This is a genomic window from Allorhodopirellula heiligendammensis, from assembly GCF_007860105.1.
GTDB lineage: Bacteria > Planctomycetota > Planctomycetia > Pirellulales > Pirellulaceae > Rhodopirellula > Rhodopirellula heiligendammensis.
Genome location: NZ_SJPU01000002.1, coordinates 1682570 through 1698426, shown reverse-complemented (window position 1 = coordinate 1698426; position 15857 = coordinate 1682570). Strand labels below are relative to the sequence as shown.

Annotated in this window: 9 protein-coding genes; 5 read left to right on the top strand and 4 right to left on the bottom strand. The window is 57.8% G+C overall.

The window, feature by feature from the left end; translation table 11 throughout:
* The first annotated feature begins 113 nt into the window (after positions 1-113).
* Positions 114-1028 carry a hypothetical protein gene (locus tag Poly21_RS16680; RefSeq protein WP_302119254.1) on the top strand — a complete coding sequence of 305 codons (915 nt, stop codon included), beginning with the start codon at positions 114-116 and terminating at the stop codon, positions 1026-1028.
* A gap of 111 nt (positions 1029-1139) precedes the next feature.
* On the opposite strand, the gene Poly21_RS16675 is transcribed toward Poly21_RS16680, so the two are convergent.
* Both Poly21_RS16675 and Poly21_RS16670 read right to left on the bottom strand, forming a co-directional pair.
* A complete protein-coding gene (locus Poly21_RS16675; RefSeq protein ID WP_302119253.1) occupies positions 1140-2651 on the bottom strand; it encodes a mu-protocadherin- cell-suface protein in 1512 nt (503 codons plus the stop codon).
* A gap of 590 nt (positions 2652-3241) precedes the next feature.
* Complete coding sequence (locus Poly21_RS16670; protein WP_146408041.1) at positions 3242-4126, bottom strand: YybH family protein; 885 nt, start codon at positions 4124-4126, stop codon at positions 3242-3244.
* Positions 4127-4516: 390 nt separating this feature from the next.
* Here Poly21_RS16670 and Poly21_RS16665 point away from each other — a divergent pair, with 390 nt between their 5' ends.
* On the top strand, positions 4517-5980 hold the full coding sequence (locus Poly21_RS16665) for a hypothetical protein (RefSeq protein ID WP_146408040.1): 1464 nt from the start codon (positions 4517-4519) through the stop codon (positions 5978-5980).
* A 65-nt stretch (positions 5981-6045) separates the two neighbouring features.
* Here Poly21_RS16665 and Poly21_RS16660 read toward each other — a convergent pair whose 3' ends face one another.
* On the bottom strand, positions 6046-7473 hold the full coding sequence (locus Poly21_RS16660) for a DUF1501 domain-containing protein (RefSeq protein WP_146408039.1): 1428 nt from the start codon (positions 7471-7473) through the stop codon (positions 6046-6048).
* A gap of 7 nt (positions 7474-7480) precedes the next feature.
* Positions 7481-10753, bottom strand: a complete 3273-nt coding sequence (locus tag Poly21_RS16655) for a PSD1 and planctomycete cytochrome C domain-containing protein (protein ID WP_146408038.1) — start codon at positions 10751-10753, stop codon at positions 7481-7483.
* A gap of 332 nt (positions 10754-11085) precedes the next feature.
* On the opposite strand from Poly21_RS16655, the gene Poly21_RS16650 reads away from it, so the two are divergent.
* Genes Poly21_RS16650 through Poly21_RS16640 form a run of 3 tightly spaced genes read left to right on the top strand, consistent with a single transcriptional unit; the run spans position 11086 to position 15817 of the window.
* Positions 11086-12861, top strand: coding sequence for an Hsp70 family protein (locus tag Poly21_RS16650; RefSeq protein WP_146408037.1), 1776 nt, complete (start codon positions 11086-11088; stop codon positions 12859-12861).
* Positions 12858-14132 carry a hypothetical protein gene (locus tag Poly21_RS16645; protein WP_146408036.1) on the top strand — a complete coding sequence of 425 codons (1275 nt, stop codon included), beginning with the start codon at positions 12858-12860 and terminating at the stop codon, positions 14130-14132. The genes Poly21_RS16650 and Poly21_RS16645 overlap by 4 nt, the downstream gene beginning before the upstream one ends.
* Positions 14129-15817 (top strand): hypothetical protein, encoded by a 1689-nt coding sequence (locus tag Poly21_RS16640; protein WP_146408035.1) that lies wholly within the window; start codon positions 14129-14131, stop codon positions 15815-15817. The genes Poly21_RS16645 and Poly21_RS16640 overlap by 4 nt, the downstream gene beginning before the upstream one ends.
* Positions 15818-15857 lie beyond the last annotated feature (40 nt).

The following is a 15857-nucleotide window of genomic DNA, read 5'->3' as shown; positions in this document are numbered from 1 at the left end:
ATTCTGGTCTTTCGACAAAATGTCAAGTTTTGTTAAAGCCGGGTAATCCAAGCGAATACGAAGATGTTTCGTGCCGCTCGAGCCCACTCGATTGATCGATCGGAAACATCCCTATGATGTTGAAATCCCAGAACGCGAACCGCCCGCTCCTGACCGCCGCTGCCCGCCTCCCGTTCGGAAAGACGTGCGGTTTTGTTGTGGGGTGCGCGTCGGTGCTGATGATCGCATCGGGATGTCGACAAGCCGGTGCGCCAACGGGGACGGCGGGGATGGCTCCGATCAGCGGCATGCCCGGCCAAGCCCCCATGACGGGCCCGACACTGCCCGCGCTAGGCCCCTTTGGTGCCTCCGCCCGCGTACCGCCGCCAGCCACCGGGTCGTACGGAAATCCCAATGGCCAGGCCCTGGGAGGGACCAATGCCATGCCCGCCAATTACGCACCGCCCAATATTGCCCCGATGGCGTACAACGACTCTGCGGGTGGCAATAACGTCGCGGCAGCAGGCGGTTTCGCCGCTCCCCCAAACAACGCCGCGGCCGCAAATGCTGCGGGTTCACCATGGCAGGAAACCAGTGCCTATCCCACAGCGCCCTACAATCCAAACATGGATCTGTCTCGCGATCCGGTGAGCAGCGTCCGCAGCGGTGGTATGCCCATCAACGATCTGACCGGAGCGCCGCCGCCGCCAGGATACTCCGCGCCGGTGGGCTATACGCCTCCCGCCGGAGCGACCAACGTGCAGGCCGCCCCTGCGCCAGGTTACATGCCCCAACCCAGCTATCCGCAACAGCAGGCAAACAGCTCGCCGCAACCGGGACAATATCCTGCCACCTCCTTAGTGCCATTGCCGAGCACGGATACAGGCGGATGGGCGCCACTTAACCCCAGCCCACCAGCACCTCCCATGAATCCAGCCACCCCCTCCGCTCCCACATCGGGTGGAGGCTACGTCGATGCTTCGCCTGCAGCCAACCAACCATCCATGTCCACCGCGAATCGACCGGTGCAGTGGCAGGCTCCACGCTAGTAGCCTCTCAAAACAGCACCTTCGGACGGCGTTCGCGTTGCTCCACTGCCTGCCAATTTCGGCGTCAGGTTGGGTGAATGTAACCAAACCGGGACGCCGGCACTCACGCGCTCACAGGCTGTCGACCGCACTGTCGCTGCTCGCGTCATCCGTATCACTGTCGGCTTCACCGGAGTCTTCAGGTTCTTCCAATCGAACGAGCACATAGTTCTCGACGCGGTCTTTTCCGAAATGAACCAGCAGCGGAGCTTCGTCCTGAGTCAAGTTGTACAGGCCCGTTTCGGCAACCACTTCATCGGTCGATCCTAGCCGCATTGCTACGCGCTGCGTGTCTTTGTCGACGCGTCCTTGAATCGCATCAGCTTGATCGGTTTCGCGATTATAGACGGTTCCCGAAATGATCCCGGATTTATCGACCGCGAGTTGCACGATGCGCGATGGCTCGACATCGTCCTCACCAGTCGACAGAGCAAAGGTGCCCAGTGGCATCCAGTCATCGCTCTCCGCTGCATCCTGCTGCCCCGCGTCTGGCGCAACCTCGGTCGCCGGCGGAGTGACAGTCGCTAGGGCCGCGGCGCTCTCCGCAAACTCGTCAGCGGTCGCGACTTGTTCGCCATTGATATACACATTGTTGTTTTCATAGGTCACGTTCCCGCCCGAGCCATAATCGTAGTAGATCGGTTGCGACCACACCGTCGCGGGCGCCGACCAGGTAAACCACCCCATCGTCGCGGCCCATGTCGGACGGCGCCACCAGTAGTTCCACGGGTAGCGATTGAAGCTATGGTAATAGTGATATGGGCACAGGCCGCCCGGATGACTGTACCACCAGTTGCCCGCAAACCAGTTGTTGTGATGGTGATAGCCATTCCAGCGGAACCGCACGTCGTTGCCCCATGAATGCCAGTGATTGAGACGGTTTGGCTGTGCCGCAGCCCAGCCATGCAATCCACCGATTTGGTTACCCCATCGCCCCTGGATCCGATTGACCGAAGTTCGATTAATATTGCTCCAGGATGGCCGGTTGTTGATGACCGTGTTGCCCACATTCAAATCGCCGATATTGATAGGTCGGTTATCGGGCCGATTGACGATCGGTCGGTCATTACCCGGTCGATTGTTGCCAGGTCGGTCAATTCCGGGTCGGTTGTTACCCGGTCGATTGTTGCCGGGTCGGTCGATTCCAGGCCGATTGTTGCCGGGGCGATCGTTGCCCGGTCGGTCGTTGCCCGGTCGGTCGATTCCAGGCCGGTTATTCCCTGGCAGACGATCGCCCGGTCGGTCATTTCCAGGTCGGTTGGGGCGATTGGCATTATCAGGATTGTTGGGAAGTCGGCCTGGCAGCGGCGTTGGACGAACACCGCCGCCGATGCCGAGAAAGTCACCGAGATCACCCGCCGAGGGTCGCTCATGGTTACCGCCAGGAAAGCGGTCGGAACCGCCGCCGCCCAGATTGGGAAGACTGGGGCGATTCGGCCGATTGCCGGGCAAACCAGGTCTGGTGCCTGGCAGCGTTGTCGGTAGGTTTGGTTTGTTGCCTGGAAGTGTGGTGGGTAAGTTCGGTTTTGTCCCTGGGAGGGTCGTCGGCAAATTTGGCCTATTGCCCGGCAGTGTGGTGGGCAAGTTCGGTTTCTGACCGGGCAGCGTCGTGGGGCGTTGCCCCGGACGTGTCGAAGGCTTGAGCCCGCCTGAGATCGAACCACCCAAATTTGGACGATCTAACTGGGGACCTCCTGGTCGGCTGATATTCGGCCGACCCGTGCTGGGCCTGTTGACACTTGGGCGACTAACGCTGGGACGACTGACGCTGGGGCGGTCAACACTTGACGGCTGACACTAGGGCCGCTAACACTAGGACGGCTGACACTAGGGCGGCTAACGCTGGGACGGCTGACGCTAGGGCGACTTGGAGTTGGGCGGCTGACGCTGGGCCGACTAACGCTGGGACGATGAGCCGCCGACGCTCGCGCTCCGCCACCGCTCATATTCGGCATACTGGCGTGTCGCGCCCCCCCGCCGCCCGGGCGGGCGCCTCCGCCTCCGCCTCCGCCTTTAAACCCTCGGGCAGCGACGTCGTTGGCGCTGACCGATGACCACGCGATGGCCATCGCCACGATAAAATACCAATTGCTGTGTCGCATCGATTGATCCTCTGGGTCAGTTTTGAACGCGTAGGCTTTTCGGGAAGGGTTCGCCGAGAGACGTCTGCATGGTTAGTTGCTGACCGCTGGCATGCGTCGCACGGTCACCGGTTCGGTCGGCAGCTGGGGTTGCCCGTCAATTTCTCGCCCCATCAATTTAATCGTGAACTCATCATCATTCTCGCGGTGGATCACATAGGTCCCTGAGGCTATGCGACCATCGGCGAGCGTCTGCACGGTGCGGAGCAGCCTGTCGCCGCCATTTTGGGCCCAGGTGGCATGGCCGTGTGACCCGTCGCTGTTAAAGGTCCATGATTGAATCTCTCTTGCCCGCGCGTCCCACCCAATGATCTGAGTAGATTGGGCGGCCTCACTCGTGCACGAACGGAGGAGGAACGCACCGCCGACTGCTGGGTGCACGTGAGTATGGACGGGGTCCTCCTCGGTCGCGTCCTGCCAATCGCCGATCAACCAATCTAGCGGCGCGAGAGCCGCGGCGCTCGACAATGGCTGGGGCACGGGCATTTCTTCCATAGAATCAATTTGCCAACCGTCGTCATTTTTCACGACGATCGCCGAAAATCGATTCAGCGAGGGATCCTGATCGCTAATCGACACGCCGACCTCGCCCGTGATACTCGCAACCTCTCCCGTAATCATCCGTACCGACGCGATACTTCCAAAGAGTTTAATGTCATCGGGCTCAGAAAAAACGACTTCAATATCCGCCATGATTTGATCGCGGCCGGTGGTCGTTTGCATCAATTCGTGATCGACGTGGGAGGCATCTTCGGCCCACATCGTGGCAAGTTTGTCGGCGTCTTTCGCATTGAATGCGGCGACATACTCCTTGATCACATCACGTACGCTTGAGTCCTCTTCGGCCGCCTGGGTCGGTGTGCACATTCCCAACAACATTGTTGCGGCGACCCAGTGCCGTACCATTCGAAATCGCATTACAAAACCCTTTGCAGAAACACAAGCCAATTCTCAGAGCAAATATCGTAACCAACTCTGGGCCCGAATCAAAAACATTCTCAGAAATCCCGCAGCCTCGATTTGAGCAATCACCCGCGTCGCCATGGCCCAGGGGACTTTCCGGCACCTGGCTGCCAATTCCGATTTCCCATGCCTCCCGATTGGACAAATCGACGTTCACCTGGCGAATTTGCATCATGCCTCGCAGAGAGTCAGGATAGTCGAAATCTGGAATGTAGATGGCGCGACGAGCTACCTTTTCGATTAGATTAGTCGCATTGGCGTCTGCCGCACTGCGGTGTGGTAGAGCCTGCTCAATCACCGGAATTCTCACCCTGACATCATCCGCCCTTGAAGTTGGCCCTGCTCATGAAATCGATTCAAACCTGCGTTCTCTCGCTATCGCTGGCGGTCGCGACCCTCACCGGTCTGCCCGCCTGGGCCCAGGAACGGAAACTAGCCACGCTGCTCGAACGCTCACCGGCCCCGGCCAATGCGGTGCTGTACGTCAACGTTCCCGCTTTGAACCAACTCACTAAGGACGCCGATCTGTCCACGCGCGTGACGGACAACATTGAAGAACTTTGGATGATCTCCGACCTCGATTTCGTTAGTTTGCACCCTCGTTGGGAGGCGGGCTATGCGATGATCAAATCGCCCACGGATGCCACGAAACTTGCGTCGACCGTTTCCGGCTACATCGATACGATCGTGGGGCACGACGTCGTCTGGTCGCCCCGGCAGACCTATTTTGTTCCCATGAAAGATAACCGCCTGGGATTCTTGCGACCGGCCGACCGTTCGTTGCTAGGTCGTTGGATCACCCCAACGGGCACGCTCAATGCTTCCAGTTACTTGGCCACCGTATCGGCCCAACCGGAGTCATATCTTTCGATGATGCTCGCCGCTGAACTGAGCAATATCGTGTCCGCTGTGCCCCTCGAAGCAAAACTTGAAAAGTTTGATTCGCTCCAAGCGCAGCAGCCCAAGACGGTTGCCGGTATCCTCGCCAGCGTGCGGGGCGTTAGCGTGATCATTGGCCGCGAAAGCCTATCGCAGTGCATCCTTGCTGTCGATTTTGAACGGTCCCCGGCCAGCCTCAAGCCGATCGCCGGTGATTTGCTCGCCGAGATTCTCGAACGCAGCGGTACCGCCGCCCCCGAAGTCCTGACATGGGAAGCGACTGTCAAAGGCAATCGACTATCTTTCCAAGGCCCCATCTCCGAAGCCTCGCTAACCGGTCTCCTGAATATCTTTAGCCTGCTCGGTGCAGCCGACAACGTCTCGGAGAAACTCATCACCCTCAGCGATTCTCCCGGAAGTGAAGCCGACCGGGTCGCCTACACGACGAAACACTACTTCGACAACGTTAACAAACGGATCGAACAGGTTCGCAAACATAAATCCAAAACCACCGGCGGCATGGCAAAATGGAACGACCAACAAGCCCGCCAACTCGACGAGATGGGAACACTCAATGTCGATCCTGTGATGGTGCAGTTCGGCAGCGACGTCGCCAACCTGCTGCGAGGGAATGCCCTGTCGGTACGGCAGACCAACATCCAAGCTGGCCAGATCAAGGCGAACGAGTCCCTCCAAAGTGGCACCTCCTACAATGTCGGCGGCTACAGCGGTGGCTTCTATGGCGGCGGCGTAGGATACTCCAGCAGTGGATACTACAATCCTAATTCGACATCAGACTATCAAGCCATCACAGATGCGAACGCACGTGGTAATAACTACGCCAGCTACAAAAATGTGCTTTCCCAGATCGACAAAATGACGGCGGATATCCGTCGAGCCATGACTGAGAAGTACCAGATCCAGTTCTAGTATTCTGTCATCGCGACTAATCGGAGTTCCCCGCGTCGATCAGCTCGACGCATAGGCGGTTCGCGTTAGGCCCCCGAAACAATTCCAGTGTGCACGTGGCCTTCGTTCAAGTCGACTCGCTCAGGGCGTCCTTTGTTCATGTAGACGACCTTCGTATGATCGAGCCCCAAGAGGGCGAGCGTGGTGGCGTGGATATCATGAACGTGCAATTTATCCTCGACTGCGTACAGCCCCAGTTCATCCGTTGCGCCAATCGTTTGACCACCTTTGACGCCGCCGCCCGCCATCCACATCGTGAAACCGGTGGGGTTGTGATCACGGCCGGATCCTTTTTCGCTCATCGGCGTCCGCCCAAATTCACCGCCCCAAATCACTAAGGTATCCTCGAGCAACCCCCGTTGTTTCAGATCGGTAATCAACGCGGAGATGGGTTGGTCGACGCCCCGGCACAGTCGGGAATGGTTCCCTTCGATATTGCTGTGGCTGTCCCACTTGCTGCCCGCTCCAGAATACAACTGGATGAACCGCACCCCACGCTCGACCATTCGCCGCGCGAGCAGGCATTGCCGCCCGTAGACCTCTGTCTCTTGTTGGTCGAGTCCGTACATCTGGCGAATGTGCGCAGGCTCCTGATCAATGTCCACAGCGTCGGGGGCAGTCGTTTGCATGCGTGCGGCTAGTTCGTAGCTGCGAATACGTGCTTCCAAGTCACTGCTTGATTCTCGACCGACGTAGTGCCGCCGGTTGAGTTGATTGATAAAATCCAGTTTGCCTTGCTGCTCTGCGGCGGAGACATTCTTGGGGTTATTGAGATTGCGTATAGGTTCAACGCCAGTCTCCAGCAGTACCCCTTGATAGGTCGCTGGCATGAACCCTGCGCCCCAGGCGCGGGCTCCATTGACGACCATCGAATTGCTATCCTTCATCACCACGAAGCCCGGTAGGTTCTCGTTCGCTTCCCCCAGACCATACGAAACCCACGATCCCAGCGAAGGTCGCCCACCGAAAACGGCACCCGTGTTCATCTGACAGACGCCGCCGGCGTGATTGATACCATCGGACACGCATGAGTGAATCACACAGAGCTCATCAGCGATGCTGCTGTGATGCGGTAACCAATCGGAAATCCACAACCCACTTTCACCGTGCTGAGCCCATTTCCGCTTGCATTCCAGAATCGGTGAATCGGCTTCACCCATCGCGGTGACTGGGCGTGGAAAACTCTCTGGCAACGACTGACCCGCCAGCTCGTTGACAGCCGGCTTCCGATCAAACAAATCCAAATGACTGGGTCCACCTTCCATGAACAACCAGATGACGTTCTTGGCCCGACCGAGCCCGTCGTGAATTTTGGTAGCAGCCGGATTGGAGGCGTCACCGGCGATCAGAGATTGCCCGCTCATCGCTGCGAACGCCAACGCCCCACATCCGCCTCCGGTATGGCACAGAAAGTCGCGTCGTGAGTTGGGATAATCTACTTGATTACAAGACATCTCTGGCTCAGTGTAGATAAAGGAATTCGTTGGAATTGAAGAGGGCTTGGCAGAAGTCCGTGACGGCTCTAAATGCTGGGGTGGACACGCTCACAGGAACTTCCTTCGTCTTACTCTGCAGCCATGCGGCATGCGGTACAGGACGGTCCCCGTCGTCACCGCAAAACGTCCAGTCAAGCACGTGACCTGTTGCCTCAGGCGAATTGCCTACCAACAACTGAGCCCGAGACAAGGCACCGCGGTGGAGACTTAGTCGAGCGAGTTGCCCATCCCACAGGTGACCACTGGCATCGCGGCCTCCTGCGACAAACTTCAACGCAGGATTCTGAATTTCGCCGACGACCGATGTCTCCACCGTGGCGGTTTGCAACTCCGCGGCAGGGTCGGATAGGTCTTGCATGTAAAACGTCACCGAACCGCTGGTCGGATTGTCTACCGACGTGGTTGCGGAAATGACCGCCGCGATGTAGACCGGTTTATCTCGCGGAAAACGCAGGCCGGACGCGACGACTTCGTAGGTGGGCTCGTCTTGAAAGTTCCTGCCGATGAGCTGGACGATCAAATTCCCAGGTTGATAGGCGGACTTTTCACTAGTGACTCCCAAGTTCCAGCCAGCTGTTTTCGTACTGCCATTCCAACGTGAGAGCAACGTGCTGACGCTCGCGTCGGAGTAGAATCGATCCAGCGTCGTGACCGCTTCGATAGTGAATTCATCTGCCAAGTCATCGGTAATGGTGGGCTGTAGCCGCTCAAACCGACTTCCCGGTTGAATCCACAACGCTTTGGTCCCCAGCCCAAGGTCACGCACCTCTGCAAAATGCTGAGTGATCGGACGCAATCCCGTTTCATCAGGATACTTATTTTCCACAGTGGGAGCAGCAATCGCAGTGGGCTGCTCTCGGAGAAATGCCAACGCCGCGTCCACCTCCTCCGCGTTTGCCTCGCGGTTAAACACCAAACGATATGCGGTGCGGATATCGCTCTCGTCCAAATGCTGTTTGCGAGCGAGCAACCGCTTTGCAAAGGCTTGGGAACGCTGCAACGTCCACTCACCATTGACTAAGAGCAGCGATTGAATGGGCGTCGTCGTCGCGATGCGGTTGGGAGCCGACTCAAATCCAAGTGGCGCGTCAAATCCACATAGCATCTCATCGGGACGATTCCGCAATTTCTTCACGTACACGCTGCGATAAGGCGTTGAACCGCTGACTGCAACGCCGCCATCACGCGGCTGCAGCTCGCCCGAAATTGCCAGCATGGCATCTCGCACCTGCTCGGCATCAAGTCGCTGCGGTGAAAATCGCCATAGCAATCGGTTCGTCGGATCGACCTGACTGGCAACGGGCGTGGGTTCGCGTTTTGAAGTCTGCTGGTAGACAGCGCTCGTCATGATTAATCGGTGCAGCGGTTTGAGCTTCCAGTCGCCATCAAGAAACCGCTGTGTTAACCAGTCGAGCAACTCCGGATGACTCGGCGATTCTCCGAGTGTTCCGAAGTCGTTGGGCGTGGGTACGATGCCGGTACCGAAATGACGTTGCCAGACGCGGTTGACGATGACTCGCGTCGACAGTGGATTGCGCTCGTCGGTGATCCAATTCGCTAACGCTGTGCGGCGACCGGTACTGGTCGGTGTCGGTTCGATATCCGGCTGTTGGCCGAGCAGGGTCAGGAAGGCTGGTTCGATGATTCGCTCGCTGGTGCGTGTCCGCAGATACGTCGGGGCCGGATCAGGCCCCATGTCATTCGCCACAAATGCGGTGGGCAACGGCTGCGGCTTCATTGCATCAAATTTCTTTAACTCCTCCTGAAGTTCCTGATATCGGGCGAGTTTCTCGGGCTCCTGCTGCAGTGCCCCAAGAAAGTTGAACCGCGATCCCGCGCGATCCGCTTGACGCTCGACGAGGTATGCCAGCTGTTTCTCGTAGGTCGTCTGCTCGGATTTTGGCTTGTAGTAAATCGCTTGAATGTCCGCTGGAAACTGCTCAACAATGTACTGCTGGTCCTTGTCGAATGCCGCTTGCGTGAGCGAGCTCATTTCTCCTCGAATTTCATCGGTCGCCTGCTCCCACGCTTGTTGCCTCGCTTGGAACTCGGCGATCTCGTCGCCGGTCGCCAGTGGCCGATCCATCGGCCAAGCCACAGACGAGAAAAATGCCTGCAACGCAAAATAATCCTTCTGCAAAATCGGATCGAACTTGTGGTCGTGACACTGGGCACAGCCAATGCCAATACCCAGAAATGCTTCGCCGGTAACGCGTGTGATCTCGTTAATGATCAAATCCCAGTGCATCGTCGCGTTGCGCTGATTCCATTCGTAAACCCCCAGACGCAGAAATGCCGTCGCGATGAAGACATTGGGGTCGTCGGGATTGATTTCGTCACCAGCCAACTGTTCGCGCACGAATTGATCATAGGGCTTGTCATTGTTGATCGAACGCACGACATAGTCACGAAACTCGCTCGCCTCGGGCCGAAAGGCGTCTTCGTTGTAACCATCGCTCTCGGCATAACGGACCACGTCGAGCCAATGCTGCGCCCAACGTTCACCGTAGCGTGGGCTGTCCAGCAAATCTTCGATGAGTCGGGGCCACGCATCCTCGCGGTCATCGTTGACAAACGCATCAACCTGCTCGGGCGATGGGGGTAAACCGTGCAAATCATAATACGCTCGCCGCACTAATTCATATCGATCCGCAGGCCGCGATGGCGCGAGACCAGCCAATTCCAATTTGGCAGCAACAAATCGGTCGATTTCGTTACGCGCCCATGGATCACCCGCCTCAGGCACCTCAGGATCAACAACAGGCTGAATCGCCCACCACTGACGATCGTCCTCGGTCAACCGATCGCTATCGCGCCGAACGATCATCGTGTCGTCGTCGCCCGGCCAAGGTGCTCCCATTTCAATCCAATTCTCGAGTACCTCAATGTCACTTTCAGCGAGTTGCCCCTGCGGTGGCATTTCATAAGACTCGTAGCGGACAGCGGAAATCAGCACGCTCTCTGCGGGATTGCCTGGCACGATCACCGTCTCTTCGGACTCGCCCCCTTTCAGAATGGCCGCGAGTGAGTCGAGTCGCAATTCTCCCTCTTGCTGTTCGTCACCGTGACACCCCAAACAGTGACGCGCCAGTAGCGGGCGGACATGCGACTCAAAGTACTTTAGCTTCTCCACTGCCCCGCGGTCCGCTGCATCAGCACCACCAATGAGGCCAAGCACAACAATCAGGGCGCAGGCTAACCCAGCAGACCTCACAGGCAATAGGTTCGTAATCATCATGGGAGATCCATGGTTTCCGTGAACAGGTGGGATTCAGAGGTGGGCATTCAAGGCGGGGGGAGGCACGCTTTCTTAGCAGTGCATTTCCCCATTGTAACCGTTCAGAACAGGCAACGCACGATTCGTGTGCGCATAGGTGTCGAGCGCAGAATCAGATCGATTCGGGGTTCACGCCGCCTCGCCAATAATAAATCACTGCGATCTTACCCGTCCCGAGCAAGCCCACCTGTGCCCAACAAGCCCACAAGCGTGTCCTCGATTTCTTAGACGCAGAGCGAGAGCGGGTTTGATAGACTGAGGCGATTTCCAAATCGCATGCCCGCGAAACCCCCATGTCCGAAAATCCCGACTCTCGCGACTCACACACTCCCCACGATGCCGCACCGTGCATCGGCATCGACCTCGGCACCACCCATTCATTGGCGAGCATCTTTCGCGACGGCAAGCCAACGCTGCTGCCGACAGCCCATGGAGGAGTCTTAACACCATCAGTGATCGGTGTGTTGAGCAGTGGTGAAATCGTCGTCGGACAAACGGCCAAAGAGTTACGGGTCACGGACCCCGATGCGTGTGCGTGGTGCTTCAAACGGTATATGGGTCAGGACCGCCGCTTGAGACTTGGCACAAAGGAATTCACGCCTCACGAACTGAGCAGTCTGGTACTACGATCGTTGCGGGAAGATGCATCTGCGGCGTTGGGCATGAACGTGACCGATGCGGTGATCACTGTCCCCGCCTACTTCAACGATCACGCTCGCCAAGCGACCCGACTGGCCGGTGAGATGGCTGGATTGAATGTCCGGCGGATGATCAATGAACCGACTGCGGCGGCGCTCGTGTACGGGTTTCACGACCGTGATGATGAAAAGAATATCGTCGTTATCGATCTCGGGGGTGGTACGTTTGACGTCACGGTGATGGAGGTTTTCGAAGGAACGTTGGAGATCCGCGCCAGTGCCGGCGAGAGTTTGCTGGGCGGGGAGGATTTCACTGACCGCATCGTGTCCGAAGTCCTTAACGCAGAGAATGCTCGATTGGAGATTGCGGAGCTGAACGATCCACTGCGTGTGGCTCGTCTGCGGAGTGAATGTGAAACCGCCAAAAGGACGCTCGCGACCGCAGAACATGCATCGATTCGCGTGCCTGGCGAGGACGGGCGGTTTACGGAAAACCCTAAAAAATTCCGGATCGATCGAACAGTGTTTGCCCGCTTGTGCGACCCCCTGATGCAGCGGATCGCTGGGCCGATCGCGCGGGCGCTTCGAGACGCAGAGATGCAACCCGATGAGATTGACGAGGTCATCCTGGTCGGTGGAGCAACACGCATGGATGCGCTACGAAAATTTGTCGAAGACTACTTCGGGAAACCGCCCGTGATGCGTCACAATCCCGATGAAGTCGTAGCGCTTGGAGCCGCGATCCAAGCCGCCTTGATCGGTGACGATGCCGCCGTCGATGACATGGTCATGACCGACGTATGCCCGTTCACACTGGGCGTGGAGGTTGCCAAAGAGCTTGGCGGACAAGTTCACAGCGGGTACTTTTCGCCGGTGCTGCATCGCAATTGCACCATTCCGATCTCCAAAGAGGAGATTTACAGCACGATGTCGGCGAATCAAACATCCGTAACAGTGAAGGTGTATCAGGGTGATGCGCGCAAGGTCAGTGATAACGTGTTGCTCGGTGAACTCGAGGTCAGCCCGCTGCCTCCAGGCCCCGCGGGCAGCCCCTTCTTCATCCGCTTCACCTATGACGTCAGCGGCGTGCTCGAAGTCGAAGCGTACGCATCGGGTGGGCAGAAATTTCGCACCATCCTGACAAATCATGTCAAAGGGTTGTCGCCAAAGTCGATTGATGCGGCCCGTCGACGAATTGGTGAAATGAAGTTCTATCCTCGCGACGATCTGGCCAATCAACAGCTCGCCAGGTACGCCGAGCGCATGCTCGGGGAACTGCATCCGAGCCAGCGAGAACAGCTCGATGCGGCGTTGGATACGTACGAGGCCGCGATGAATCGAGCCGATCGAGCCGAATTCACTGCGACCCGTGAGATGCTAATGATTTGCTTGTCTTCACTGGGAATTCATCCCGATGGAGCGGATCAGTGACCCAGCGTGACCGCGACAGTGACTCTGGAGGCGACGTCCCGACGAGTGTGGCGAAAGCCTACGTACATGAGATGCTTGATTTCAACCCAATGTGGGACTCTCAGCAGATCATACAGAGGCGGCGTGAGATCTGGGGTGGTGACCCCAGTATCGCCACCTCACAAGGAGTAGGCACTGCAGCGCCCAGTGCCCAGCAGCGACTGCGAGATCGGGCGAGACAATGCCTGGATAAGGTTCAAGAAGAGTTCTACCAATTGCCCGACGCAAAACTCCGACAGTACCTGCGGACCTTGCACAGCGATCGGTTGCCAGAGTATGCCGCCATCGCCGCGCGATTGCAGGCGGCCACCGAATTGCGCGACACATTACTGAAGGTCAATGCTGAAACCGGTGACCCTAAATTTGCCTACTCGCTTCAACAGAGTGTGGTACGCCCCGCCGCCGAAGGCGCAGCACTCCGCGAGCAGTACATCGAAGCAATCTGCGACGAACGACGCGTCAAGCCTGCCTGCGCAATGGTGCACCAATATGTGAGCGATCATCCGGAGGTCTATGCCCTTGAGCGAAATTGGTTTGACATGCTGTTGGATCCCACCAATCAGAACGCGTGGGCGGCGAGTCATCCCTCGCGCAACCACACCGGACGGTTGACTCTAGGTGGCAGCGGAAAGTGGGTGTTCGTTGCGTTAATTGTTCTATCCTCTGTCGCGCGGCTATCGTCCATGGTCTCCCGCGACTCGTCCTCCAGTTCGCCCTCGTACAGTTCACCTTCTTACAGTTCGCCTTCTTACAGTTCGCCCTCGTACAATGCGCCAGCCGAGCCATCGTATATACCGCCTCACCCGCGTGGTTTCCGCACCCCAAGTCTGGGAGGAAATCCGCCCCATGACTTGGGTCCTGACGTCAACGGCTTAGCACACCCTCAGGGATGGGAACGCAATTTCAGCGCTGATGCAATATCGCCGTGGGAAACGCCCCAATCAGGCACGGGCCGATCGAACCCACCCCAACCCGCTCACGAATTCCAGAACGATTCACAGCGAAATCGAACTCTCCAACAGAGGCGTGAGGCAACGCGACAGATACTGCAAGACTGGCGTGCTCGCAATCCCGACGACCTCGATGGAATGCGTTCGAGTGACGTCCCTCCGACTCCCTCCCGGCCGCAAACCCGATTTCCTCAAATGCCGAGCCACCCGTTCCCGAGATCCCAGATGCCGAGCCTCCCAATGCCGAGATCCCCCATGCCGAGATCCGGCGGGTATCCATGAACGACTTGTCGCTGTTGACGAGCGATCCCGTATCGTTCTTTGGACTACCGGAAGGATTCGACCGCCGGGACTTGAAGCGTGCCTATGGCAAAGCGATCCGGATCTACAAGCCTGAAACGCATGCGGCTGAGTTTGGCCGGGTACGGGAGGCGTACGAGCGACTAGAGAAGATGCTGCGCTATGGCAAACAACAGCAGCAACTCGTCAGCGCAGCAGACGCTTGGAAGGACAGCACCGGAGTTCCCTCGGCGGACATTGACGCAGCGCAGGCGACGGGCACGCATGATTCTGCGCCACCAAGCGAACAATCACGCCAACTGCCCCAATCGACTCCGTTGTCGCTGCGGCAACTCGCAGTCGTCGATCCAGGTGCGGCGCTGCGGCAGTTGCAGACCCAACCGAGACGAACTCCTCCCGACTACTTTCTAGCCGCGATTTTGTCAGACGTCACTGCGGGGCGACCGAGCACGAAATATCTGGCGCACCTCATCGAGGGACTGACAGCTTATCCCGCCGATCCTGGACTGTTGAATCTGACGACTGAGTATCTGCGCACGGAAGTATCCGACGCGATGCTGGAAAAGATCGTACGATATATCGCCGAAAAACTGCGTTCACCGTTGTTTTACCTGCTCACCGAATCGCTATGGCTGCGCTTGATCGAACAGGTGCCATTCGCCACATTCGCCTCACTGCTCGCCGAATGCGAGCGCAGCGTGCGGCAAACCGAGCCCTCCGTTAACACCACTTTCCATTTACGGATTCTGCGTTCAGCGGTTTGGACGGCACCACCGGCGTGGAGCAATCGTGTGTTGGGAGAAATTGAGATGGAAACGGCGGCGTTGAATCTTAATGCAGAAGCGGAGCTCGATTTTATTTCACGCATTCAAGAGGTCTTGCAACTCGAAGCGAACCATTCGTCGAACCATCCCGTGCGGCGAAAACTATTAGGCGTGCTGCGATTGTCCTGCCGCAGGGAGGACGCATCATCAACCGCCGCGATGTTAAAAACGCTCCATGAAATCGCGCGGGACTCGACGAGCCTGCAACAGGCCTTTCCGATGACCACGGCACTCGACGACAACGCGTGGGTGATGCTGATTTACGCACTCGTTGAACAGTTGCAACTCGCTCTCGATGAGCCCGGCGAGATCCCTCAAGAGCGACTCACCGTTCAGACCCAGCGGCTGGTCAGCGACTTGGCGGTGCCAGCTCAAAAGGTATATGCCCCCTTCGGCCGCGCGGAATCTCGATATCAGTTTTGGCCCTTGGTGGCTTGGATGGTCAGTGGCATGACGATCGGCCTGATGCCCATATTGGTTGTCACTGTTATGGCGACCGACAGCGCCGGTCAACTCAGTCTATGGCTGGTTCTACTCGAGTGCGCTGTGTTGTTCATCGCTCTTTACCTAAGCTTCCGTCGTTGGCTGTACCCCAGATACTTGCGTCCGAAGATGCTCCAACAGCAGCAGAAATGGACAATGCAAGCCTACGCCAAGTGGTGGCGCGGTCGATTGTTTCGCTACGCCGGTTCGGTAGGCGAAGCCGTCCCCATGCTAGTCGCTCGCATCGGATTGACCACTCAAGCACGCGGCGTCGCGGAAATGGGAAACGTGGTCGCGCACTTTGCACACCAAGACGCCGGTTTACGTATCTACGCGATCCTACAGACACTGCAGCGCTGAGGGCTCTTGACATCGCTTGGCTGGGCTATGCAGACGTCGT